This window comes from Edaphobacter aggregans DSM 19364, assembly GCF_000745965.1.
Classification (GTDB): domain Bacteria; phylum Acidobacteriota; class Terriglobia; order Terriglobales; family Acidobacteriaceae; genus Edaphobacter; species Edaphobacter aggregans.
Genome location: NZ_JQKI01000083.1, coordinates 1 through 24,391, shown reverse-complemented (window position 1 = coordinate 24,391; position 24,391 = coordinate 1). Strand labels below are relative to the sequence as shown.

At 57.1% G+C, this 24,391-nt stretch carries 17 protein-coding genes; 10 read left to right on the top strand and 7 right to left on the bottom strand.

Annotated features, from left to right (window positions below; translation table 11 throughout):
• Positions 1 to 408: 408 nt before the first annotated feature.
• The 3 genes from Q363_RS22730 to Q363_RS22720 all read left to right on the top strand — a co-directional run bounded on the left by Q363_RS22730 (position 409) and on the right by Q363_RS22720 (position 5,764).
• Positions 409 to 819 carry an iron chaperone gene (locus Q363_RS22730; protein ID WP_064742705.1) on the top strand — a complete coding sequence of 137 codons (411 nt, stop codon included), beginning with the start codon at positions 409 to 411 and terminating at the stop codon, positions 817 to 819.
• 393 nt (positions 820 to 1,212) lie between these two features.
• Positions 1,213 to 4,944 (top strand): two-component regulator propeller domain-containing protein, encoded by a 3,732-nt coding sequence (locus Q363_RS22725; RefSeq protein WP_035355169.1) that lies wholly within the window; start codon positions 1,213 to 1,215, stop codon positions 4,942 to 4,944.
• 211 nt (positions 4,945 to 5,155) lie between these two features.
• Positions 5,156 to 5,764 (top strand): hypothetical protein, encoded by a 609-nt coding sequence (locus Q363_RS22720; protein ID WP_157467380.1) that lies wholly within the window; start codon positions 5,156 to 5,158, stop codon positions 5,762 to 5,764.
• Positions 5,765 to 5,923: 159 nt separating this feature from the next.
• On the opposite strand, the gene Q363_RS22715 is transcribed toward Q363_RS22720, so the two are convergent.
• Positions 5,924 to 6,979 (bottom strand): sensor histidine kinase, encoded by a 1,056-nt coding sequence (locus Q363_RS22715; protein ID WP_051979166.1) that lies wholly within the window; start codon positions 6,977 to 6,979, stop codon positions 5,924 to 5,926.
• Positions 6,937 to 8,982 (bottom strand): ligand-binding sensor domain-containing protein, encoded by a 2,046-nt coding sequence (locus Q363_RS40955; protein ID WP_157467376.1) that lies wholly within the window; start codon positions 8,980 to 8,982, stop codon positions 6,937 to 6,939. Before Q363_RS40955 ends, Q363_RS22715 begins: the two co-directional genes overlap by 43 nt.
• A 1,028-nt stretch (positions 8,983 to 10,010) precedes the next feature.
• Here Q363_RS40955 and Q363_RS38820 point away from each other — a divergent pair.
• The gene (locus Q363_RS38820) at positions 10,011 to 10,499 is read left to right on the top strand and encodes an IS110 family transposase (RefSeq protein WP_245632397.1); all 489 of its coding nucleotides are present in this window, start codon (positions 10,011 to 10,013) and stop codon (positions 10,497 to 10,499) included.
• Here the strand turns inward: Q363_RS38820 and Q363_RS36595 are convergent.
• Together Q363_RS36595 and Q363_RS22695 are read right to left on the bottom strand one after the other, a co-directional pair.
• Positions 10,401 to 12,371, bottom strand: a complete 1,971-nt coding sequence (locus tag Q363_RS36595; protein WP_084080656.1) for a FecR family protein — start codon at positions 12,369 to 12,371, stop codon at positions 10,401 to 10,403. The two genes, Q363_RS38820 and Q363_RS36595, sit on opposite strands and share 99 nt — an antisense overlap.
• Positions 12,372 to 12,516: 145 nt before the next feature.
• Positions 12,517 to 12,702 (bottom strand): hypothetical protein, encoded by a 186-nt coding sequence (locus Q363_RS22695; RefSeq protein WP_035355160.1) that lies wholly within the window; start codon positions 12,700 to 12,702, stop codon positions 12,517 to 12,519.
• Between the two features lie 723 nt (positions 12,703 to 13,425).
• On the opposite strand from Q363_RS22695, the gene Q363_RS22690 reads away from it, so the two are divergent.
• From Q363_RS22690 to Q363_RS45625, 4 genes are all read left to right on the top strand, one after another.
• Positions 13,426 to 16,131: a DEAD/DEAH box helicase gene (locus Q363_RS22690; protein WP_157467374.1), complete on the top strand. Its 2,706-nt coding sequence runs from the start codon at positions 13,426 to 13,428 to the stop codon at positions 16,129 to 16,131.
• Positions 16,132 to 16,134: 3 nt separating this feature from the next.
• On the top strand, positions 16,135 to 16,950 hold the full coding sequence (locus tag Q363_RS22685) for an SWIM zinc finger family protein (protein WP_035355157.1): 816 nt from the start codon (positions 16,135 to 16,137) through the stop codon (positions 16,948 to 16,950).
• A gap of 798 nt (positions 16,951 to 17,748) precedes the next feature.
• Entirely contained in the window at positions 17,749 to 18,126 is a 378-nt protein-coding gene (locus tag Q363_RS22675; protein WP_035355149.1) for a TolB family protein, read from the top strand.
• Between the two features lie 38 nt (positions 18,127 to 18,164).
• The gene (locus Q363_RS45625; protein WP_281176060.1) at positions 18,165 to 18,299 is read left to right on the top strand and encodes a hypothetical protein; all 135 of its coding nucleotides are present in this window, start codon (positions 18,165 to 18,167) and stop codon (positions 18,297 to 18,299) included.
• Positions 18,300 to 18,328: 29 nt separating this feature from the next.
• Here the strand turns inward: Q363_RS45625 and Q363_RS22670 are convergent, their stop codons facing one another.
• Positions 18,329 to 20,128, bottom strand: a complete 1,800-nt coding sequence (locus tag Q363_RS22670; RefSeq protein ID WP_084080655.1) for a glycoside hydrolase family 13 protein — start codon at positions 20,126 to 20,128, stop codon at positions 18,329 to 18,331.
• Positions 20,129 to 20,348: 220 nt separating this feature from the next.
• The gene (locus Q363_RS22665; RefSeq protein WP_051979163.1) at positions 20,349 to 20,843 is read right to left on the bottom strand and encodes an AAA family ATPase; all 495 of its coding nucleotides are present in this window, start codon (positions 20,841 to 20,843) and stop codon (positions 20,349 to 20,351) included.
• A gap of 513 nt (positions 20,844 to 21,356) precedes the next feature.
• On the opposite strand from Q363_RS22665, the gene Q363_RS22660 reads away from it, so the two are divergent.
• Positions 21,357 to 21,587, top strand: a complete 231-nt coding sequence (locus Q363_RS22660; protein WP_035355146.1) for an MDR/zinc-dependent alcohol dehydrogenase-like family protein — start codon at positions 21,357 to 21,359, stop codon at positions 21,585 to 21,587.
• A gap of 7 nt (positions 21,588 to 21,594) precedes the next feature.
• Here the strand turns inward: Q363_RS22660 and Q363_RS22655 are convergent, their stop codons facing one another.
• The gene (locus Q363_RS22655; protein ID WP_051979162.1) at positions 21,595 to 22,668 is read right to left on the bottom strand and encodes a hypothetical protein; all 1,074 of its coding nucleotides are present in this window, start codon (positions 22,666 to 22,668) and stop codon (positions 21,595 to 21,597) included.
• 359 nt (positions 22,669 to 23,027) lie between these two features.
• On the opposite strand from Q363_RS22655, the gene Q363_RS22650 reads away from it, so the two are divergent.
• Positions 23,028 to 24,389: an alkene reductase gene (locus Q363_RS22650; RefSeq protein ID WP_245632396.1), complete on the top strand. Its 1,362-nt coding sequence runs from the start codon at positions 23,028 to 23,030 to the stop codon at positions 24,387 to 24,389.
• The last annotated feature ends 2 nt before the right edge of the window (positions 24,390 to 24,391 follow it).

The following is a 24,391-nucleotide window of genomic DNA, read 5'->3' as shown; positions in this document are numbered from 1 at the left end:
TTGAGAACTTGGTTTGCGATGGTAAGGGAAAAGGCACAAGCGGAAGCCCCGTGAGGCCGAAAGTACCAATGCGCAAGCCAGGGGCGGACTGCTCCGTAGGAGCGTTGATCCGGGGTAATTCCCGAGGAGCAAAGGGAGCAGGTCACCCGAACTGATCCGAGTCAACGGGCAACCGGAGGAACTCGATGTCGGTGGAAGACGGCAGTCTTCCGTGGGTGGCACGAGCCGGATAAGCCGAGAGGTTTAAGTCCGGTTCTGTGAGAGGCTCGGGGTGAAATTCCCCGGGCCTACTCGGCGGTCGGCAGGTGACTGCCGCCCCTATGCCGATCAAACGCCGTTGTATTGAGCCCACCGCTGCCGATTGACCGCAGGTGCAGTCAGCGAGGCGTTGGTCGTATGATGGTGCGCATGCGAAAGGCTACGGCAGCGAAACCAAGTTCAGCACAGACCATTCCGAGCGAAGCAGTAGAAGCTTACATAGCCGGTGTCCCTGAGCCCGTCCGGACTACTCTCCGCCAGCTTCGCGAAATCATTCGATCAGCCGTCCCTGCAGGGGCTACCGAAGTAATCTCCTACGGTATTCCCGCCTTTGCGTTACCGAAGCCTTTCTTTGGCTATGCCGCTTTTAAGAACCACCTCAGCGTGCTTCCCTTCAGCGGCTCGCTGTTTGACAGCTTCGCCGATGAACTCGAACCTTACTCTCGTACCAAGAGTAGCCTTCATCTGCCGTTCGATCGGCCATTGCCAGCCGCCCTGGTCCGAAGACTGGTTCGCGCTCGTGTTGCAGCGCTTCCTCTCAAACCGGCCGCCAAAGTGTAGGTTGCTTCCTGGAGGCCGACTTCCCTAAGACTTATCGTTACTGATCGTCTCTGACGCGATTTGCACGGCGACCGCTAAACTTCCCTTATGGCTAAAGCGAAGCTCAACGCGAACTGTTCGATTCCGGGGTGCAAGACCGAACACCCGCATCTGGAGGATAAGCATGTCAACGCCTTCATGGCTTTACTAATTGACCGACCTCATGTGTCTCGCTTATCAGGATCAGTGGCGGCAGATTTATCACGCTAAATGTCATTTCGCGGGAGTGAGCCTTTGAACCAGCCATTCCAAGAATGGATACTGTAAGTTCCTGAAGCAGCATCCGTTCGGAGTTTTGGCGTCAGCACAGGTATGATTTCAGCAAATGGTTAGCCTTGGAATCCCCGAGAAGAAATGACAAAGGCTGCGATTTCTGCTGCTTATAAAGGAATGCTCCAGTTGGTGGCCCTCATGCACAGGAGAGCGCGCTACCTCCTCCTCTCGTTCCTGTGTGTACCCCTTTGGGCGACAGTTCAAAATACTGCGGGACACTCCGAGAACCGCGCCGTCAACGCGGATATGGTGGGACAGGTGCATGTGAATCCTCGTACGATCACACTGCCCGTGGTCGATGGAAAGGATATCCATTTCTCGCGAATCTCTACCGAAGATGGATTGTCACAGAAGAGAGTATCCCAAATCGTACAGGATGATCAGGGTTTCATATGGTTTGGTTCACAGTATGGATTGAACCGGTACGACGGCTACAAGTTCAAGGTGTTCAAGCACGAGCCAGGGCGAACCAACAGCCTGAGCGGAATGTTGATTTCCTCCCTCTTCAAAGACCGTTCCGGCTCGCTATGGATTGGATGTGAGGAATTCCTGGACAAATTCGATCCGGTCTCCGAGACATTTACTCATTACCGCATCAATGCCAATACGGCGCACGGAGAAATGGCTCCTGTCACCCACATCAGCCAGGATCATGTGGGTATGTTGTGGCTTTCAACCCGTAATGGATTATTCCGATTCAACTCCAGTACCGGCGAGGTGAAACACTTCGGTCACGACCCCAACGATCCTTCCAGTCTTGGTGATAACGACATCCAGTCCACCGGCGAGGACCGCGCAGGAACATTTTGGGTTGCAACAAGCCAGAACCTGGAGGAATTTGACCGGCCCACGGGAAAAGTTAAACAGCATATTGTTTTAGGCGAATCAGGAGTGGGGCTTTGGTTTCACGAGGATCAGTCTGGTGTTTTTTGGATAATCTATGGGGCCGATGGACAAATTGCTACTTTTGATCGCAGTGCGAACAAGCTGATCCGTTACAAGCTCGATTGGATGAATGGGCTGGGAAATCGGATCAACCAGGCCTATGCCATGCTGGAAGATCAGCAGGGGACAATGTGGTTCGGTACCGGAGCCGGTTTGTTGAAGTTCGATCGGGAGCATCGACGCTTCATCAGTTACAGCCACCGGCCTTACGATCCCAACAGCATGGCCGGCAACCGTGTGACGGCCTTGTTCCAGGACCGTGAGGGCAATATTTGGACCGGCATGCACGAGGTAGAACCGAACTTTTTCGCGACTAAGCCGCTACCGTTTGAGAACCTGGCGCACGAATCTGATAATCCCGATTGCTTGAATCCGAGCTTGATCGGCGCGATATATGAAGATCGAAATAACGTTTTGTGGGTCAGCGTTGATCAGCGGCTGAAACGCATTGACCGCAAGACCGGCCAGTGCTCAATAATTCACCCCGCCGACGGGTCTGAAGTGCTCTCGATCATCGAAGATGGCCCCGACGCCCTTTGGCTCGGAAACGCAGGTCCGGGATTGCTGCGGTACAACCGGAGAACCGGAGCTCTCAAAGGGTACCGTCACGACCCGGCGAATCCCACCAGCTTGTGCAGCGGTGTTATTGAGCGATTGCTCATCGATCACACCGGAAAGCTTTGGGCCGCAACCTGGGATGGCCTTTGCGGTTTCAACTCCTCCAGTCAGAACTTCACGACATACAAGCCGGATCCGAACGCCCGCGGGCTCAATTACTACGCCATCGCCGAAGACAGCAATGGCAACCTGTGGCTGGGTTCCAATCTCGGTGGTCTGCAACGTTTCGATCCATCCACCGAACGGTTTACCGAGATCTACGAACACGATGCAAAGGACTCAACAAGTCTGAGCAACAACCGGGTAAACTCCGTGTACTTTGATCACTCGGGAACGATGTGGGTTGGGACTCAAGACGGGCTTAGCAAATTTGACGCCAAGACGCGGCAGTTTCGGTCCTACTATGAGCAAGATGGGCTCGCTGGAAATGTAATAAGCTGCATCCTTGAGGACGAACGCGGCAATTTATGGATGAGCACCAACAACGGGTTGTCGGTACTCGATCCCTCAAAGGAAACGTTCAAGAACTACTCAGTCGCAGATGGCCTTTCCGGCGCTGACCTGACCGGTTGGGGCGCTTGCTTCAAGAGTCCAAGCGGCGAGATGTTTTTCGGAGGATTCAGCGGAGCCGTTGCCTTTCATCCGGACAAGGTCGTGGACTACGCCTACGTTCCCCCCGTGGTTCTCACTGATTTCCGGCTGTTCGACCGTCCGGTGACGGTTGGACCAGATTCCCCTCTCAGCAAATCCACCGCCTATACCAGTTCACTTACCCTCTCTCATGACCAGAATGTCTTCTCATTGGAGTTCGCGGCCCTCAGCTATTTCAACTCGACGACCAACCGCTACCGATACAAGCTCGACGGTTTAGATCACCAATGGTACGAGGTGAGGAGTAACCAACGAGTTGTAACTTATACGACCCTTCCCCCCGCTAAATATACCTTCCACGTGCAGGGGGCAACGAGTCGTGGGGTTTGGAGCGAACCGGGGCTGGAATTGACTATCCAGATCCTGCCTCCATGGTGGGCTACCTGGTGGTTTCGTACGCTTTGTATCGCGCTTTGTGTAGCGCTGCTCGCTGGATTCTATCGATTGCACATTCAGCAACTGCGACGGGACGAAAAGCATCTGCGGGAGGTTGTGGAAACGATTCCGGCAATGGCGTTCACTGCCGGGCCGGACGGGTCGGATGAATTCGCCAGTCGGCGCTGGCTGGAATTCACTGGATCGGCTGAGAAAGCCATCCTGGGCTTCGACCGGCCGCTTACCGTGCACCCTGATGACCTGAAAAACCACCTCAACAAATGGCGAGCATCGCTGGCAACAGGCGTTCCATTCGAAAATGAAGCACGCCATTGCAACGCAGACGGAGCATATCGCTGGTTTCTCGTTCGTGCGGTGCCGCTACGCGATCGGCATGGAACTATTCTCAAATGGTTTGGAACTCTAACAGACATCGAAGACCGCAAACGGGTGGAAGAAAGGCTTCGAGAACTTCGCACAAACATCTCCCAAACGTCGAGGACGTCAATGGGCGCAGAGATCTCCGCGTCAATTGCGCACGAGATTAATCAACCCCTGACTTCCGTACTCGCCAACGCGCAGGCATGTTCCCGTTGGCTCGGGGTCGCTCCTCCAAACATTGATGAAGCCGTCATGTCTATTGCGCGCATCGTGCGGGATGCGCGGGCTGCTGACACGGTAATGCGCAGTATTCGTTCGTTGTTCAAAAAGCAACCAGTCGTAAAGTCTCCCTGCAATATGGTGGATCTCATTCGAGATGCCATGAGCCTCGTCAAAGAGGACGCAACTCGCCAATCGATTCCGATTGAGTACGACTATCAAGAATCGGTCCTTTTGGTGCTCGTAGATCGTTTCCAGGTCCAGCAGATCATTATGAATCTAGTTGGAAATGCAATCGAAGCGATGCAAGGTATCGATAGACCGCCTTTGTTGCGGATTTGTATTCGACAGACGACGGACCGCCAGGTACTCACAGAATTTATCGACAACGGATGCGGGTTGCCAGTACACGACATCGATATCTTCGACGCATTCGTTACGACGAAGAAAAACGGAATGGGCATCGGGCTTGCCATCTCACTCTCGATCATAGAAGCTCACGATGGACAGCTTTGGGGGGAGAACAACCCGGACGTTGGAGCCAAATTTAGTCTCCTACTCAGGTCACCAGAGGCTGCGATAACAAATGCTCGACCTACGATATTACCGGCAAAGGAGAAGTGATGGGAATGAGAGCTGAAGGAGACCTGCCTGCAGACAATCGCTGAATGTGATGCACATTCAGCGGAGTTTTTCTCAATGAGGCCGATCTTCATCCGATACCAATGGACTTGTCGACCAGAGGCTTAGTTGGCCGACCGCTCCAGATAAGTACCCTTAAACGCTAGATCCCTATCGGGACTGCCCCGGCAGATGCAGCGCCGGGACATTAGGTATGCTGTCCGGTTTCGCAGCAGTGTCTTTCTGCAAAGGTTCCCGCTGGCATCGCGTGACCGGAAACGTATTTGTCCTATCAATGCTCTGCCTGTCCGCAAGCGGGGTGTATCTGGCATTGGTGAAGCACCAACCGGGCAATGTTCTGGGCGGTGCCCTAACGTTCTATCTGGTGGCGACGGCAAGGGTTATCGCTAGGCGCACGGAGGCGGAAACGGGCATTTTTGATTGGGGTGCGCTTTTGGTCCCATTGGCAGTAGCAGCAGTCTCAGTGAACTATGGGTTAGAAGCCGCGCATAGTCAGACTGGGTTAAGCCATGGATATCCCGTTGGGCCTTATTTATTCCTTGGTTCCGTGGCCCTTCTTGCTGCTGCGGGAGACGTTCGCATGCTCGCTCGCGGTGGTGTTTCAGGCGCACAACGTATTGCGCGGCATCTTTGGCGAATGTGCTTCGCGTGGTTTATCGCCTCAGCGTCCATATTCCTGGCACGTCCACATTTATTCCCCACTGTGTTGCGCAGGACAGGCGCACTTTATTTCTTGAGTATCCTGCCGCTGATCTTGATGATTTTCTGGCTAATCCGCGTTTTGTTCAGGCCGCAGAAGTAATCTACATGAAGTGACCGGTAAGGTGCGGGTGGCCCGTTATGCGCCCAGAACCCAGAGATCTGGAAAGTCTTTTGTCCGCACTGTTTGGTGAGTGAGTTGGCGATTATCCATCAAATGACGCCGACTGGGCTCGCGTACTCACCTCTGCTGAATGCCTAATCACGCTGCATCCACGGGAGGGTTTGTTTCCGCGGGAGCCGCCGGTAAGGTGAAGTAGAACGTCGCGCCACGCCCGCCGTCGCCGTTGGCCCAGATCCGTCCGCCATGCGATTCGACGATCGACTTGCTGATTGCCAAGCCCATGCCGCTGCCTTGTGGTTTCGTCGTAAAGAACGCATCAAATATCTGGTCGGCCTTGCCCAGGGGCAGCCCGGGGCCTGTGTCATTTACAGAGATCTCGATCTGGCCATCCTCGCCCAATTGCGACTTCACCGTAACCACGCCGCCCGTGTCCTTCATCGCCTCGATGCCATTCAGCATCAAGTTCATGAGCACCTGTTGAAGTTGCACTCGATCCGCCGTGATTTTGGGAAGATCGGCGGCAAAATCCGTACGAATCGAAACGGCATACTCGTTGGCTTCGCCTCGCAGCAGCAGGACCATTTCGCCGATGATTTCGTCCACGTCGACCGACTCTCGCTGTGGAGGAGTCTTCTTATACAACGACCGCAAACGATCGATGATGTCGGCTGCACGCCTCCCGTCCTTCACGATTGCTGCGGTTGCCCGGCGCGCCTCATCCAGGTCCGGCTGGTCGCGGTTCAGCCATCGCAAGCTGGCCTGCCCTTCCATCACGGCCGCGCTAATCGGCTGCTTTAACTCGTGAGAGATTGAGGCTGCCAGTTCTCCGAGTATGCTGACCCGATTGGTGTGTGCAAGGTCTGCCTGCAGCTGTTCCGCACGCTTGCGATCTTGAATGTCGGTCGCCGTACCGTACCATTTCACGACCTTTCCTCGCTTGTCCCGCAGCGGCACGTTGCGGCTCAAAAACCACCGATACTCCCCGTCGGTGCGGCGGAAGCGCAGCTCCTCCTCGACCGGCTCACCACTGGCAATGCTCACGGCCAGTCGTCGCTCAATTCGATCCAGATCGTCGGGATGAATAGCAACTTTCCTGATTTCCTTCGGTTTTTCCACCTGCGACAACCCGGTATACTCAACCCAGCGCCGATTCAAAAATTGAAGGTCATCATCGGGTCCAGCGATCCACGCCATCGCCGGAATGGTCTCAAAGGCTTCGCGAAATTTTCTTTCCTCCCGCCGCAATTGTTGCACTCGGAGTCGATGCAGCCCCCAAAGGAATGCCAGAAACGCAGCCACGCACAACGATCGGAACCAAATCGTCTGATAGTAGGCGGGAGCGATGTTGAAATCGAGTTCAGCCCTGCTTCATTCCAGAGACCAGAATTATTGGAGGCCATCACATGGAACCGGTAATTGCCGGGGTGGAGATTACTGTAAAAAGCCTGGCGCCTGGTTTGAGGGTCCTGCCACTCTCGATCATAATTTTCCAGCTTGTACCGGAACTGCACCTTCTGAGGAACGACAAAGCTCAGAGCCGTATAGTCGATCTCGAGATCACGCGTCAGAGCCGGGAGACGAAGGCCGTTTCGAGTTGAATAATTCTTTCGATCAGCAATCACTTCTTCGATATGTACTGGCGGCGGGATGGAGTTTCTAAACAACCGGTCGGGATCAATCATCTGAGCCACAGTTCCATTCGCGAACCACAAGCGCCCGTCGTTTGATCGTGTGGCACGTGGCTTAAAAGCAGCGAGGTAGGGCTGGGCGCCATCGTACGCATCGAACAAATCGAACCTTACCTTTAGGTCGGGGTGTCCACGCCACTGTTGCAGGTCGTCCGACTTGATCAATATCAGACCGCACTCGGTATACAGCCAAAGATTGGAGTATTTGTCTGTAACGATCGCGTAGATCCGGTCGCATGGCAGGCCGTTCAGGTGATCGAGCGTGTACTGAATTTCACCTCGTCGTTCGACAAGGCCATCGGTGGTCGCTGCCAGCACAGAACCATCCGATTTTGCCAGTACCTGTTCGACTTGAGCATTTGTGTTCTTCAGGGGAAAGATCTGCAGTTGGCCATTCCGATGCCGGGCTAGACGGCCTTTAAGCAATCCCAACCAGAGGCCACCTTCAGGAGCGCCCGCTAACGAAATTGGAAAACCTAGCCTCTCGTCTGCAATCTCGGTGGCGAATCTGCCATCTTGAATTTGGACCAGTCCTCCTGCATTTCCGGGACCAGTGCGAACGACTGCGGCCCACATGCAGCCATTCACGTCCTCGATTATCTCCGTAACGACCCCTATTGCACCTCCATCGCGACGCCGGATGGGTCTAAACCTGCCGCGCTCGTAAACAAACAATCCATTGTCTAACCCGACCCAAAGCCGTCCAGCATGATCTTCGAACAGGGACGTCACACGACTGCCCGGCAATCCATTCTTTGGACCGATGGATGAAACGACGTCCCCATGCACATAATCCAAACTTGAATCATTCCCCATCCAGATTGTCCCATCCCGAGCCGCAAGTATGGACTCGACCGAGTCACCAGTAAGCCCCTCGTGCACAGAGAAGTTGACAACTGGAATGTCGCGGAAACAGTCGACACCCTCGGGCGTGGTTAACCACAAATTACCTTCCCGGTCCTCAAAAAAACCCTCGGTGGTATCGCTTGATAAACCATCTGCGCTTCGAAAACGATCCACCTTGCCATCGTGGACCCGGTAGATGCCGTTTCCTTCAGTTCCAATCCACAATGCGTTATGCCGGTCCAACCACAAGGCGAAGACATTCAACGTGCTGCTGTCGAGTGTCGTTGTGATCAGGGTTCTCCATGTACCGTTTACCCACTGTTGCAGGCCGAGCCCGCGGCCTGAATTCGAGATCCCCGCCCAGACAGATCCATCAGGAGCGGCAGCGAGAGCGTTTATACCAGCAAGCCCTACGTTGGACTTGAGTCCGGGCAACTCGTACGAAGTAGATGAACCTGGTTTCCATCGGACAAGCGCGGTGCTGGTTCCAATCCAAAGATATCCGAAGTTGTCGCCGATCAATGTCCCAGCATAGGGTGGAACTCCGTCTTTGGGCGCGTAGCATTTGGCCACAGATACAGTGACCTTACAAACAGCTCCAGCCCGCGTTCGCGAACGCGCCATCCAAATCGTGCCCTCACGATCCTCGTAGATCGCATTCACGCGGCCCGCTGTCTCCGGGGAATTTAACAAATTTCCGTTCTTCCACTGAGCCAGGCCAGAGGCTGTTCCAATCCACAGGCTCCCGTCGGTGGCGCCCAGGAGTGAGATCACGGCCGTCGTGGGAAGATGTTCTCCGGTGGGTGGAGTCCAGCGGACGAAGCGAACGCCGTCGAAGCGCAACAGCCCACCTAGCGTCCCAATCCACACATATCCATCTGTAGTTTGGGTGATCGCGCTAGGTGCTCCTGCGAAGACTCCGTCACGCACGCGCCAGGCAGTGTGCGCGTACTGAGAAATTCGCCGGTCCGGATCCACAGCGTTCGCAGAAGGGCAGGCCAGTAAGCTCAAAAAGAGTATGAGGAATATCCGCACCAGAAGTTTAGATGTCTGTACAGTCGGCCAACAGAACGTCCGCGCTCGTTCATCCGAATGGTGATTGGCGCGATTCCATCGATTACGCACACTCAATTTCACCTATTTCACCAAATCACCCTGGTCAGCAGGTTCAAACACGATCCTTTGATCACAGAGAATGTTCTGAGTCCCTGAAAAGAGTGGTAAAAGTATAGCTCCAGTTTGGGTATGCCTAGCTGTCGACAATTTCGGCCGGAACGTCCTGCGAGGCATGACTCGCTCCAAGCCGACATTGGATTGCAGCGCCAGTTTCACGTTATCGACAAAGCGGCTCAAGGCTCAAGCCGAGTTTTTCAGCATCCTCAACCACCCGAACCTCGGTCCACCGACAATACATAGACACAACTGACGCTCGCTTCGGCTACTCGACGCAAACTCTCGCCAGCAGTCTGCGCTCCCGCGGGACGAACGGCGGCCTCAGATCGGCGGTCCGCGCTCGATCCAACTTGCAGCGAAGTTCCAGCACCACGCACCGGCTCCGTACAATATCTGATGGATGTCAATTGTTGATATCAGTCAACATGGAGTGACCGGCGCCGATGCGCTGATCGTGGGTTAGGCTGTGAGTTCAGAAGGACGCACAGCTCAGAGCCACAAGCGGAAGGGAGCCGGTCATGAAGGAGAAGTTACGATTTTTGGGTTTGGATGTCCATGCCGAGACGATCGCCGTAGCGATTGCGGAGCCGGATGGTGAGGTGCGAGGTCTGGGAACGATTCCGAACCGCGCAGAATCAATCCGCAAGCTGATCAAGAAGCTTGGCCCAGCAGAGAAGTTGCGAGCCTGTTATGAGGCTGGACCAACTGGCTATGTCGTGTACTGGCAGCTGGCGGAACTGGGTGTTCAGTGTGATGTGGTAGCGCCGACGTTGGTACCGGTTAAAGCCGGTGATCGAGTCAAGACGGACCGGCGCGATGCAGAGAAGTTGGCGCGCTGCTACCGCTCCGGTGATCTGACGGCAGTGTGGGTTCCGGACGAAGGTTCCGAGGCGCTGCGCCGGAAGCCTCTACTTATGGCTGCCTCCACCGCCCGATCCCCCGCCAGCCCCACTGCCAGCCGAGCCACCACCACCCGAGCGCCCACCGCCCCCACCACCATTCCCTGAACCCCCGCCCCCACCATGCGAAGCTCCGGCAGCTCCACCGCCTGACCCTCCACCGCTCCAGTGGCCTCCTCCACCATTACCAGAGCCAGCCCCGCCGCCATTGCCATTCCATGTATGGCCGCCGCCGTTTGCTACACCCGCCGCGCCGTTATTCCACGTACGGCCACCGCCATTCGCAGCACCGGTGCCGTTCCCACCATTCCAGGTGCGACCACTGTTCGCTGAAGCCGTCGACGGATTCGCCGCCCCGCCCTGCTTCCAACCCATACCGTTCGGCGCAGCGCCCGGTCCCTGGCGGCCCTGCCATCCCGTCGCGTCGTTCGGCCCCGCCTGCTGCTGCATCGAACCACGATTCTGCCCGGCCAACTGCCCCGCACGACGATCGCTCGACGCCGCATTCGCAGCCGCCCCCTGATGACGCGCCCACATCGCCTCGCGAGCCTCATCCGGAGCCGCCCCCCGATGCAAACTCAGCGGCCCGTGATACACCGCACCGTCCGTCCAGCGCGACGCTGACCCCGAAGGCGCCACATACACCTCGCGGTTCGCAAACCCATGCTGCGCCACGTTGTTCGAGATCCCGTTCAGCTTACCCAGCGACCCGCGCGGAACTCCCAACCCCGCCGAGTCCCTCCGGAACACAAAGCTCTCCGCCGTATCCTGCTTCGACACCACCAGAGGCTGTCGATTCGTCACGATCAGCGAAGCCTTCGCATCCATCGGCGGCCTCGGCAGAACCCCGCCCGGAACATGCGCCGGCCCGCCATGGATCGGCGTCGCCGCAATGTTGTTCAAACCCCTCCACGCTCCGCCCGGCTGCCATCCCCATCCCCGCGACGGGCAATACGACCACGCTCCCGTATGAAACGGCAGCCACCCCCACGGATACGGCGAAACCCACGAGTACCCCGCCCCCGGATACATCGCCCACATGCCGTTCGCATACGGACTCCACGACGCGCTTACGAAGTACGGCTGCCAGAACGTCCCGCATCCATCCACGGACGAAAACGCCCCGTAGTAGTTCATGTCGCTGATCCCATATCCGCCCGATCCCAGCAGCGAGTTCCCCTTTGCATACTGCTGGTGATACTTCAGCGCATCCTTGTCCCACTCATCGAACGGACCCTCTTCCACCTTCTTCGCCAGCTCCACCTGGCCACTTCCATCCGCCACATCCAGCGACAGCGTCTGCTTCTTCCCCACCATCAACGGAGCGCCACCACCCTCCACCGCCGCCTGTCCTGAAAACACCGCAACCGCCGCCTTCGTCCCCGTCATCTCCACCCGCAGATGCGTCGAAGGCATCACCGTGATCTTCTTCGTCCCACCCGCAACCAGCGAAAACTCATCTGTCTTCGTATTCTCGCGGTTCACATACACCGTTCCCCGATCCACCCGCACCGTCGTCGCCTTCGCGCCCGAGGCGCGCGACACCAGCTGAGTAAACTTCACCACCGTCCCAGGTCCCAGCCGAAGGGCGCTGCCGTCTTCAAACTCCACCTCGGCGTAGCTGTCGTCGTTCGCCGTGCCCAGCAGCATGCCTTCAACAATCGGCATGTTCTGCATCGAGGGTTCGATACCATGCCCCGTCCCGCGATCCATCCCCACCTTGCCCTGGATCTGGCTCAGCCGCACGATCCGCACATGCGTGTCGCCCGGCTGTTTCGTCACCTCGACAGGCCCCGCCGGCGCCGCTTGCTCAGTGGTTGCTGATGGCTGCTGCGCAGTCTCCGTAGTTGTCGTATCAGCCGGAGCCTGCTGCACCTCTTCCGCCGCCTTCGCGTCCGCCGAACCCGTCTCCTGCGCAGCCAGACTCCCGGCCGTCGCCATCGCAACAACCAACACGCTCAACCCAGCCAATCTATTCATGGAGCCGCCTCGAGGACCCCAAGTATACGCCGCCCATCGACAGCTGTATCGTCTGTGGCCGTCGGCAGATAGGATGCGGCCTCCCAACCGCACCCATCGCTAAACCACACCAAAACCGTAGTTAGCGATACCGCCATTCCCGCCGTCACTCCTCCCGCAGCACCGCCAGCGGACTGATCTGCGTAGCCCGCAGCGCCGGAATCAAACTCGCCGCCAGCGACACCACCACCATCAGCACCATCGCCTGTTGGCCTTCGATGGCAGAGTAGCTGTGGGCTGGTGTCAGCTGACGCCACGTACCCTGCTGCCATGGCTGGATCGCGCCTGGCAACGCATTGATGATCTGCCGGTATGGTCGATTTCGTGTCTCTACATGGGGTCCCTTCAGAATACGGACATTAAAGCACGTTTAGGAGTTTGTTCGTCAATAAGATCAATGACTTACAGGAGGGCGCTTCGCAGTATGGAAGTGCAAAGGGCGCGGCACAATAAGTTGTTTATTTTCAGCAAGCGCTGCTGCTTACCGTACTCTATGATCCGTATTCTGAGGCGACCCCATCGAGCCCGAAGCGATAGCTGATGTCGCGCGGTACTCAATTCCGGGAATGGAATATAGTCTGAAGGTCTCTTTAGCGGCATTTAAATCCCGGAATTCGCCGAGCTTGTATTCAAATCCCGGACCGAAACCGCTGCACGGAAAAAGGATAGTGTCATCTTTGTACTTATATCCCAGACAAACTTCAGCAGGAACTTCTATCCCAGACAAACTTCAGCAGGAACTTCGTCCGGGTCTTATCTGCAACAGTCCGGGATTTCAGTGCAGTGACAATTTATTTAAATCCCGGAAAAGGATTGAAAACAAACAAGCATAAATTCCGGGATTTGAGTACGGCGTGACACGGGCACTCCTCAATTCAGACCACGGAGCGATATCTTGGGTCGAAGCAGGAGATTGCAGTCGCCGTGAACGATCTTCTTGGGTGTGAAGGCCGCCACGGTCGGTGGCCGAAGACAGATTTGCAGCTTGACATCGAACGACTGATAGGAATCTTGCATGGCGTCCATGTTTCTTGCTCCAACTCTCACCCCGCGCGGCCATCTCGTCCTCGTTGAGGACAGCGCCGCCGCCGCAATGGATTCGGAAGTTGGACAACGTCTGCGGGACGCCTTCGCGCGAGGACCGGGGCATGGTCTACTGCAGCTTGGGGCTGGAGAGGCGGGCACGGCGATCCCCGCGGTCTTCTCCTACTGGCGGGAGTTCAGTGCGCGCTATGTGACGCGCCTCTGCTCTGAGCCTCATCTGGCGGACGCGTCGGCGAGGGGACCGATTACGCCGCCGACCGATGCGGAGCTGAATTCGCTGGTGCTGAGCGTACCCCCGATGAACGGAGCGGAGTATCTTACGCCGACGGTGCTTGATGCCTTATGGCAGGGATTGGATAACGCCTTTCGCCGCGAGTTATCCGAGTTCGGAGGCGAGGTCCAGGACTTCCTTAAGCGCCGTAATCCCGCGTGGAACCTGGTCGGCCGTGTGTACTTCAATCTTGCCGAGAACCGCAACGATGAGAACGCGCCCTTCGCCTTTCTGGCCACCTATACGACGCGGCTGTCGGCGCAGGCGAAAGCTCAGCATCTTCCGCTGGGGCAGGCTCTGCGGGAGTATGCAGGGGCCGCTCAAAAGGGCCGTCTGCTGTCGCTGCTGCTTCCGGTGCAGCGGGCCGGCGGCGACTGCCCGTGGTTGAAGAGCATGATCGACGCGGGAGAGATCTTCTATCCGCTGCGCTGGACGGCGGGGGAGGCGATGCAGATGTTGCGCGATGTCCCGCGGCTGGAGAGCGCCGGCGTGGTGGTGCGCATGCCGGCCGCATGGAGAGGGAATCGGCCCGCGCGGCCGCGGGTGATGGCAAGGATCGGCGACAACGCTCCATCGAAGGTGGGCCAGGATGCTCTGCTCGACTTCCAGATGGAGGTGGTGCTCGATGGCGAGGCGTTGACCGAGGGCGAGATAGAACAGTTGCTTGCCGGATCGAACGGCCTTGCGCTGGTTCGCGGGCGCTGGGTGGAAGTGGACCGCGAACGGCTGCAGCAGACGATCGAGCACTTCGGCGAGGTGGAGCGCAGGGCAGAAAGAGATGGCCTTAGCTTTCGGGATGCGATGCGGATGCTCGCCGGGGCCAACGTCGCCGGGACCGAGGAGGATGCTGGGCAAGTCGAAACAGAGTGGTCTCAGGTGGTCGCGGGGCCGTGGCTGGCGGAGACGCTGAAGGGGCTGCGCGGCCAGGAGGGTTTGGAAAAGATCGAGGTTGGCCCGGCGCTCCACGGGACGCTCCGTCCTTATCAGCAGATTGGCGTGCGCTGGTTGCACCTTCTGACCGGGCTGGGGTTGGGTGCATGCCTGGCGGACGACATGGGGATGGGCAAGACGATTCAAGTACTCTCCCTGTTGCTGGTGTTGAAGCGACAGGGGAAGGGAAGACCAAGCCTGCTTGTGGCGCCGGCTTCGTTGCTGGCCAACTGGGCATCCGAGGCGGAGCGGTTCGCCCCAAGCCTCAAGCTGTTGATTGCCCATCCATCCTTGATTCCAGCTTCCGAACTGAAAGGGCTGACTCATGAGAGATTGCAGGATCTGGATGTTGTGGTGACCAGCTACGGCTCCTTGCTCCGAATTCCGTGGCTTATGGAGACTGGATGGAACCTGGTTGTCCTCGACGAAGCACAGGCGATCAAGAATCCTGCCGCCAAACAGACCAGGGCAGTCAAGAGACTGAATGCACGATCGCGACTCGCCCTTACGGGCACACCGGTCGAGAACCGCCTGGGCGATCTATGGTCCATCTTCGACTTCATCAATCCCGGGTTGCTGGGCTCGGCGAAGCAATTTACGCAGTTTTCCAACCGCCTGGCGGATCGTACTCACAACCCCTACGGGCCACTTCGCGAGTTGGTGCGACCCTATATTCTGCGGCGGCTGAAGACCGACAAGACGGTCATCTCCGACCTGCCTGAAAAGATCGAAGTGAAGGCGTTCTGCCAACTGAGCCGAAAGCAGGCGGTGCTCTATCAGGATTCTGTAGACGAGCTTGCCTCGCGGCTCAGCGACGCCTATGGCATAGCGCGCAAGGGAATGGTACTGTCGTTCCTGATGCGGTTCAAGCAGATATGCAATCACCCTTCGCAATGGCTGGGAGATGGCGCCTGGGTGGAAGAAGAGAGCGGCAAATGGGCCCGGTTGCGCGAGATCGCCGAGGTGATCGCGGCGCGCCAAGAAAAGATGCTGGTCTTCACCCAGTTTCGCGAGGTGACGGCTCCCATCGCCAGCTTTCTCGCCACGATCTTCGGGCGTCCCGGGTTGGTTCTCCATGGGGAGACGGAGGTGAAGAAGCGCCAGCAACTTGTCATTCGGTTCCAGGAGGACGAGAGCGTGGGCTTCTTTGTGCTCTCCTTGAAGGCTGGGGGCTCAGGCCTCAACCTCACGGCCGCTTCGCATGTGGTCCACTTCGACCGTTGGTGGAATCCTGCCGTCGAGAATCAGGCCACGGACCGCGCATTTCGCGTTGGACAGAAGAAGAACGTGCTGATACACAAGTTTGTATGCCGGGGAACGGTGGAGGAGAAGATCGATCAGTTGATCGAATCCAAGCAGAGCCTCTCGGAGGGGCTGCTCGAAGCTGGCGCCGATCGAGTGCTTACCGAGTTGAGGGATGAGGAGTTGCTCAAGCTGGTCCGTCTCGATCTCCAGATGGCGATGAAGGAGGCTTAGTCCATGTACGGTGGCTGGGGCTGGAAGCCGTATGTGTCTGCGGCCGAGCGGCGCCGCAAGGCGCTGAAGAAGATGGAGAGCCTGCGAAAGAGAGGGCATTCCGTCTCTCCCGTGGTCATCGAGGGTCGCACCATAGCGAAAACCTTCTGGGGCAAAGCCTGGTGCGACCATCTGGAGCAATACAGCGACTTTGCCAATCGCCTGCCGCGCGGGCGAACCTATGCGCGCAATGGATCGGTAATAGATCTTCAGATTGCGGTGGGTGCGATCGAGGCCAAGGTGAGCGGATCGGAGATCTACACCGTTGCCCTGAAGATCGTCCCGGTTGACAAAGCGCGCTGGCGATCGATCTGCACCGATTGTTCGGGCTCGATCGATTCTCTTGTCGAGCTTCTTCAAGGACGACTATCGAAGGGCGTCATGGAGCGGATCTGCCGGCATGAGACGGGATTGTTTCCTTCACCGGCGGAAATCGAGTTGTCCTGCAGCTGTCCGGACTGGGCCGACATGTGCAAACACGCCGCGGCGGTTCTCTATGGAGTCGGCGCCCGGCTCGACCGGCAACCGGAACTGCTCTTCCGGTTGCATGGCGTGGACGAAAAGGAGTTGATCGCAAATGCGACTGGGAAGGCTCCTCTCTCCAAACAGAAACCTGCTCGAGGCAAGGTTCTCGGCAGCGGGGAAGACCTCTCCGCACTGTTTGGATTGGAACTGGCTCAGAGCGCACCTGCGAAATCGGAATCCAAATCGAAGCCTCGTGTGACCGCAGCTAAGACGACAAAGAAGTCACCGGCAACGAAGGGCGCCAAGAAGCGATGAAGCGACGAGTCTGCTCCTACGACATGGCTGCCGTTCCCGAAGACGGCTACGATTGTGCGAAAACGGCCGCTCAGCCCATTGTCACCATCCTTGAGAAGGGTCGGCAAAGTCTTCCAAAGATGTTCTCTAGCTAGCTCTCCCCACTCTTCCCGGAGAGACAAAGATCAGCACCGTGACCGAGGAGATCGGTCGTATCTCCCGTTCTAACGAAGGATACAAACGACTCAGGGCGATTCCCGGAATCGGCCCGATCATTTCCACCGCTCTTGCTGCAGGGTCGGCAATGCCGCAGCTTTTCGAACAGGCCGTGATATGGCCTCCTGGCTGGGGCTTGTTCCGCGACAGCAGAGTCGCAGCGCCTTTTCCAGTCTTTGGCGTTTGCTTCGGCGATTCTCAGCCGTAGCGGCAAGCAACTGCTCACAGTGGGTGTAGAACCCAAATGGGAGGTTCTGAGTTACAACCTCAGAAACCAACGCGCCTCTATCTGGATCCCGGACCGCTCCACTTACAGTCCCAGTACGTCACGCGACGGGCGCTGGATTGCCTATGTCGAGTTACGAGGAAAAGAGTCGGTCGGTCCTGTGGCGTAGCAAGCCGGTTGGCAGTGACCGATTGCAGTTAAGCGAACCCCCTCTGTTCGTGTCTATGACGCGTTGGTCTCCCGACGGCAAGCAGATCGCTTTTATGGGAAGGCTCCCGATAAACCATGGAATATTTATGTCGTCCCGATGGATGGCGGTGTACCCCAGGTTCTGCTGAACGACGGGCGAAACGCCGTAGACCCCGCGTGGTCGGCAGATGGGCATTCGGTTATATTCGGCGTCCCCCGACTCCTGGGCTGAAGTCGGAGCGCCAAAAGCGATCTATACGGTGAACCTCATTTCAAACGAGATCAGCCAGTTGCCGGGATCCGAGGGATTCTACAGCCCCCGATGGTCTCCCGACGGTCGTTACGTGGTCGCCATGCCCTTGGACGAAAAGAAATTGGTGCTGTTTGATTTTGCAACCCTGCAATGGGACCTGGCTGCGCTTCCACACATTGGCAGTCCGCAGTGGTCGCCGGATAGCAACTACATCTACGTTAGATATCCCACGCTCGAGTGGGCAGGCGAGCAGAAGGTCTCCGTTGTACGCGACATTCTGGAAATAACAGATGAGGGCATTGGGATCCATTGATTGTTGCGACAATCTCGTAGTACGGATCAGCAGAGTCGATGGGAAAGTGGAAGGGATTGTTGATCTCAAAACAATTTATGCGCTCGAACTCGACCTACCTTGATACCTGGGTCTGGAACCGTCTGTTTCGCCATCGCGCCGAAGAAAATATTTCCGGCGAAATTGATTTATGAAATACGTCGGCGGGTCGTTTTTGAAGGTGCTACTGCTTGTAGATGCGGGACTCCCAGCCCTTGAGGTGAAGGATCGTCGAGGAGTTCTCATGGCTGGAATAGTTTGCGAGAAGCATCGTGCCGGCCTTCATGTTATCGGGCAGGGTGTAGTCGATTGGTTGCGAGGAGAAATTGTGAATGATGAGGTACTGGTCGCCGTTGAGGGTTCGGGTGTAGACGAAGATTTGAGGATGGTTGGGGTCCAGGTCTTTGAAGCCGCCGTAGACGAAGGCTGGAGTCTGGGCGCGAAGGGCGATGAGTTGGCGGGTGTAGTTGTAGACAGAGTTCGGATCGGGGGTTTCCTGGGCGGCGTTGATGGAGGTGTAGTTGGGATTGACGGCAAGCCAGGGTTTTGCGGATGCGGTAGTGAAGCCGGCGTTCGGGCCATTGGTCCACTGCATTGGGGTGCGAGCGTTATCGCGGCTGGATCCGCGGAGCTCGGCGAGGTACTGATCAGCGGAGAGGGTATGACGGGTCTCGACCTCGTCCTTCCAGGCGTTTTTCGCTTCGATGTCGTTGTAATCGGAGATGGTCTTGAAAGGGTAGTTGGTCATGCCGAGCTCGTCGCCCTGGAAGAGGTAGGGCGTGCCTTTGAGGGTTAGAATCATGGCCTCGAAGAGCTTGGCGGAGGCGACGCGGAACTCCGGGGAGTCGTCGCCGAAGGTGGAGACGATGCGCGGATTGTCGTGGTTGGACAGGAAGACGGTATCCCAGTCGTGCTTGCCGAGGACTTTCTCGTGATTGGTGTAGATGGCTTTGAGATCGGTAAGGACGAGGGGTTCGACCTTGCGACCGCGGCGGTTGACGCGCACTGCGTCGAAATTGAAGATCTCGTTGAGCTCGTGGCGGCGATCGTCGACGAGCTCGGGCTCCTGAGCGAGGGTGATGCCGGCAGCCTCGCCGACGGACATGTCGTTGTACTTCGACAGGACTTCGCGGTTCATCTGCTGGAGGTACTCGTCGCGATGGGGACCGGCGGCGAAGACGGCGAATTCATTTTTGAGCTGCTCGGGGGTGAGGTCGGGCATGCCGGGCTGTTTGGAGATGATGGGGATAACGTCCATGCGGAAGCCGTCGACGCCTTTATCGAGCCAGAAGCGCATGATGGAGAAGACTTCCTGGCGGACCTTGGGATTATCCCAGTTGAGGTCGGGCTGCTTTACGGCGAAGTAGTGGAGGTAGTACTCGTTGGTTTTGGGGTCGAACTGCCAGGCGGAGCCGGAGAAGACGGAGCGGTAGTTGTTGTGCGGTTCCAGTTTGCCGTCGGGGCCAGTTTTGCCCGGGCGCCAGAAGTAGAAGTCACGGTAGGGGTTGTCTTTGGAGCTGCGGGATTCGACAAACCATTTGTGCTCGTCGGAGGTGTGGTTGGCGACGAGGTCGATGATGAGGCGCATGTGACGTTGCTTGATGCCGGCGAGCATGGCGTCGAAGTCGGCCATGGTGCCGAAGTCGGCCATGATGGCGCGGTAGTCGCTGATGTCGTAGCCGTTGTCGGCGTTGGGCGAGGCGAAGTGGGGCGAGAGCCAGATGACGTTGACGCCAAGCTTCTGAAGGTAATCGAGGTGCTGGGTGATGCCTTTGAGGTCGCCGATACCATCGCCGTTGGAGTCCTGGAAGGAGCGCGGGTAGATTTGGTAGACGACGGCTTCTTTCCACCATTTGGGCTCGTAGCCGTTGATGAGGTGGGATGCCGTGTCTCGCTCGGACGCGACCTGCTGGCCATGGCTGGCGGCGGGAGATGTGATGAGGGATGCCGCGAGGAGAGCGGCAAGAACGGAGGTTTGGATCATCGGGCGACTTGATCGGAGGGTTTTTGGCACTAGAGAGAGTGTATAGGAGAGGCTTCGCATAAAAGAGACCGTTCCATTCAAGTCAGCACTTATGGCTCGTTACTTTACTGCAGGAAAAGCAGAAGTGCCCAACCACAAACAATCTGTTGCTTCACTAATTATCTGGCGCACTTCTGTGCTAATTATTTGGCACACGAGGCTGGAGTCGGGCAGCCTTTCATCAGGCTTGCCCAATCACCAGATTCTCTCGAGCCGTTTCGACTACATCTACCGACAGGGTCTCGAGGCCGTTGATCGCTAGCACTCGTTCCATTTGAGTCAGCAAGTGAACGAGCAGGCGGAAATTGCCCCGGGTTAGTCGGATGACGGCGGCGATGACCTCCGGCGCGGGCGATGGGGCAGGGAGGTGTATGCCGACTGGCGCCCATCGTTGCTCCAGCAGGACCTGAATGTCGGCATCGCTCAGCGCTCTAAACTCGTGGACGAAGCCGATCCGGGAGAAGAACTGTGGGTACCGGGCGATGCGTTTTTCGATCCCGGGCTTGCCGATCAGCACCATGCCGAGGCCGCTTTGATCGAAGATGGAACGCAGTTGCTCCAGGCTGTTCATCGCCAGACGGTCCGCTTCATCGACGACGATCAAGGTAGCGGGGTCCGGGATGGCTTCGAGCCTGGCCTCGTACTCATGAAGTGTGTCGTAGTAGGGACATCTCAAGAAACGGAACGCCGCGTATGCTAAGGCGAGGTCAGATCAAATAAGCCGTTCGTAATCAGCAGGATGAAATTTATCGAGCGCGCCGCTTTTGGCCCAGACAAGATTCGTTGCCACCGTCCCAGCCAAACTATTGAGAACATTACATCGATTCTCTGCAAACGTACATACGATTCCGTTTATTGAGGTGTCTCCAACCACGCCAAGGCCCTCGACGACCTCTTCGCCTTCTGTGCCAGCCGGCCTCTCTCCCGGTCCTTATTAATGGAGTGGCGGGCAGGCATGGAGTCGCTCTTCCCCTCGACGATTAATCCGGCGTATCCGGACGGTCGCCATCCCCATCTGGGTGAAGCACGGCATCAACGCCTGGATGACCGCGGCCGGTATCGAAGATGGCAGGCTGCTGCGCTCGGTCTCGAAGAGCGGGAAGGTCATGTCAGAATTGTTGTTCCTTGGCTGCTAAACTATTGAAAACATTCTATTAGTTCTCTGCGAGCGTGCATAGATTTCCGTTTATTGAGGTGGACACAGATACCAGCATTCGACTACGACAGACTCCTCTGGGGCGAGCGCCAGATCCGATCCGTCGCCAACATGACGCGCGCCGACGCACGCGACTTCCTCGCGCTCGCCGCCGAGATCGGCATCCACCCGCGCGTCCGCACCTTCCCCCTCGACCAGGCTAACGAAGCCCTGCAGGCCGTCAAGCACGAGACCGCCGAAGGCCCCGTCGTCATCCTGCCCTGAAGTCTCATCACTTCACAGTTGTCGGCTCGGGCAGCGGTTTCTTTCGATCCCTCAGGGTCTCCAACGGAACCGATCCGCTCGGCATCGATTTGCCCACGTCCGGCATAAAGATCTCCAGCCCCTTTTCTGGAGTAATCCTGCTATACCCCTTCACCACCTGCGCCTGGTAGTTCGCAAGATCGAGATCGAACCACACATCGCCCGAGCCATCGATCAGCGTCAGGTCCGCCTGCCGCATCGTCAGCTTGCCAAATTCCACCGAACCTCCGCGCAGCCGCAGAAAATTGTGCCACTGCGCCAGCCGCTCCTCATCGACAAGAGTCGTGTTCCCATACGTCACCACTACATCGGGAGCCTGGATGGTGATGCTCGACATCTGCCCGCGAATATGTGGAGGTGGAAGCAGCTTCGTCGTATCCAGGTAAATATCGTTTTTTGTCACTTCAACCCCCGGCACCGGTGTCTTACCCACCACGTCCGTGATCTCCACCTTCAGCCCGCCCATAAGCGCTTTCATCGGGACCTTCAACACATTGATCTTCGATACTGCAAAATGCACCCGGCCGTTCGGCGCAGGCGAAAGCGTGCCTAACACCTCCACCGGCAGCGGAACCAGAAATTTATGCAGCGTGCCCGAGAGCTTCAGCTGCTGGCTCTGGCCGCTGAGTTTCATGTTTTCCAGCGGAGACTTCGGCGCCATCTTCGAATTCATGTAGTTCTCGATATCGCCCACATTCGCATGAATCAGCCCGCGATCGATGTGAAAGACAAACGACTCCTCGTCATCGAGCGAAGGCACGCGCCCTGCACTCGTCGGAACCATCTCACCGCGAATCCAGCGCACGTAGACCCTGAAGTCCGGGCCTTTGCGCAGCTCAAGATTGTGCGCGAAGACAGTCGTCGTAGCGTCATCAGCCGAGACCGCCCCCGGTTGCGAAGCAGGCGCCACGCTTCCAGCAATAGCACCGGAACCTCCGCCCACAGGACCGTGATCCTTCGATCGCCTGGCCCACACCAGCCAGATCAAAAGGAACACAACTGCAACAGCGGCCGCGGCAAATGCGTAGCGTCTCAGGTTCATAAGATTTCCAGCAGAAAGTAGCGCGAAGAGCTAAGAGGTAAGCGGTTCTGCTGGGTAAGATGCAGAAACCTCCCCAGGGTGACTCGCGGGACAAAAACTCATCGCATCAACCGCTCATTCCCTATTCCCCTCGAAACCTGCCTCGCCCCTTCGTGTTTACTCCTTAGCGGCAACGGTCCCTCTGCTTGGAACCCGAGGATCAGGATGAAAGCTTCGCTTTTTGCTGCAATTCTTCTCTCCCTCGCCCCATTCGCCTTCGCACAGTATTGCTTGTCGCTTTATTTGGCACAGTGTTGCTCCAACAGGTTTCCGTTTGGCATTGGCACACCCGGAGCGGGTGACTGCCATGATCTCCCAAAATGGCAACGCATATGAGGATGGCTTGCATGAAGTCTGGTAGGCCTGGTGTGTCTTTTGGCCCGACGACCTCTAACGAGAATCGTCGGGCCAATTTCTCGTCCGATGATGATCGCGGACGCTTATCAGTACGATCGCAGAATACGACGCGACTTATCATTCGTATGCAGTATCTCTATATGTGTGGCACGAAGGATCTTGACGGTTCAACACGATATAGGAGGCTTGAGATGAATAAACAACGTTTGCTTTTTACCCCTTTTCTACTTGGCAGTCTCAAACTGCCGAACCACATAGTGATGGCACCACTGACCCGCTCGCGCGCAAATGACGAAGGGATTCCTTCTCCATTCGCAGCGAAGTACTACTCCGATCGTGCCACCGCCGGTCTGATCATCTCGGAGGGAACGAACATTTCGGCGCAAGCACGCGGCTTCGCGTTCACACCCGGAATCTGGAACGACGCGCAGGTCGAGGCATGGAAGCCGATCGTTGATGCTGTTCATCAATCTGGCGGTACGTTCTATCTCCAGCTTTGGCACACCGGTCGAATCTCTCATCCCTCGTTGCATGGCGGAGCTCTTCCGATCGCTCCCTCGGCTGTGACGCCTATCGGCCACGCGTTCGCTAAGGAAGGCAAACCAGATTACGTTACACCTCGAGCGGTTGAAGCATCCGAACTCCCAGGCATCCTCGACGAGTACAGCGTCGCCGCAGCAAATGCGAAGAGGGCAGGGTTCGACGGCGTGGAGATCCATTCCGCGAATGCCTACTTTCTCGACCAGTGGTTACGTGATTCAACGAACCTTCGCACAGATGAGTATGGAGGTTCTGTCGAGAACCGTGTCCGTTTTCCGCTTGCCGCAGTCCGGGCGACCATCGAAGGCTTTGGAGACGCTTCCAGGGTGGGAGTACGTGTCGCACCGTTGGATATCCTTACCTGCAAAACACCACTCGACAGCAATCCCTCAGAAACCTACGGGCACTACATCTCCGAACTGAGCAAGCTGGGCCTGTCTCATCTGCATATGGTGGAGGGTGTGGGCAAACAGTCCCGTCAACTAGAGGGTGTCTCGCTCGATTTTCAGGCACTACGTCACCGTTTTGACGGCGTGTACATCGCCAACAATATGTACACGTCTGAGACGGCGGAGTCAGCATTGGTGGCGGGCGAGGTGGATCTCGTGTCCTTCGGACGACTCTTTTTGGCAAATCCCGACTTAGTCGAACGGCTCCGGACTGGTGCCGAGCTTGCCGAAGCTCCTATGGAGTTCTGGTATGGGGGAACGAACCGTGGTTACTCCGACTGGCCGACGCTTGCAAATTCACCGAGCAAAGACATCGCCGAAGAAGTTGCCGGATAAGG

What these genes read in the sequence shown, in the direction of transcription:
- Q363_RS22730 (WP_064742705.1), top strand. Translation starts at nt 409, where the DNA reads ATGCGAAAGGCTACGGCAGCGAAACCAAGTTCAGCACAGACCATTCCG.
- Q363_RS22725 (WP_035355169.1), top strand. Translation starts at nt 1,213, where the DNA reads ATGACAAAGGCTGCGATTTCTGCTGCTTATAAAGGAATGCTCCAGTTG.
- Q363_RS22720 (WP_157467380.1), top strand. Translation starts at nt 5,156, where the DNA reads ATGCTGTCCGGTTTCGCAGCAGTGTCTTTCTGCAAAGGTTCCCGCTGG.
- Q363_RS22715 (WP_051979166.1), bottom strand. Translation starts at nt 6,979, where the DNA reads ATGGCGTGGATCGCTGGACCCGATGATGACCTTCAATTTTTGAATCGG.
- Q363_RS38820 (WP_245632397.1), top strand. Translation starts at nt 10,011, where the DNA reads ATGAAGGAGAAGTTACGATTTTTGGGTTTGGATGTCCATGCCGAGACG.
- Q363_RS36595 (WP_084080656.1), bottom strand. Translation starts at nt 12,371, where the DNA reads ATGAATAGATTGGCTGGGTTGAGCGTGTTGGTTGTTGCGATGGCGACG.
- Q363_RS22690 (WP_157467374.1), top strand. Translation starts at nt 13,426, where the DNA reads ATGGCGTCCATGTTTCTTGCTCCAACTCTCACCCCGCGCGGCCATCTC.
- Q363_RS22685 (WP_035355157.1), top strand. Translation starts at nt 16,135, where the DNA reads ATGTACGGTGGCTGGGGCTGGAAGCCGTATGTGTCTGCGGCCGAGCGG.
- Q363_RS22675 (WP_035355149.1), top strand. Translation starts at nt 17,749, where the DNA reads ATGGGCATTCGGTTATATTCGGCGTCCCCCGACTCCTGGGCTGAAGTC.
- Q363_RS45625 (WP_281176060.1), top strand. Translation starts at nt 18,165, where the DNA reads ATGGGAAAGTGGAAGGGATTGTTGATCTCAAAACAATTTATGCGCTCG.
- Q363_RS22670 (WP_084080655.1), bottom strand. Translation starts at nt 20,128, where the DNA reads ATGATCCAAACCTCCGTTCTTGCCGCTCTCCTCGCGGCATCCCTCATC.
- Q363_RS22655 (WP_051979162.1), bottom strand. Translation starts at nt 22,668, where the DNA reads ATGAACCTGAGACGCTACGCATTTGCCGCGGCCGCTGTTGCAGTTGTG.
- Q363_RS22650 (WP_245632396.1), top strand. Translation starts at nt 23,028, where the DNA reads ATGGCAACGCATATGAGGATGGCTTGCATGAAGTCTGGTAGGCCTGGT.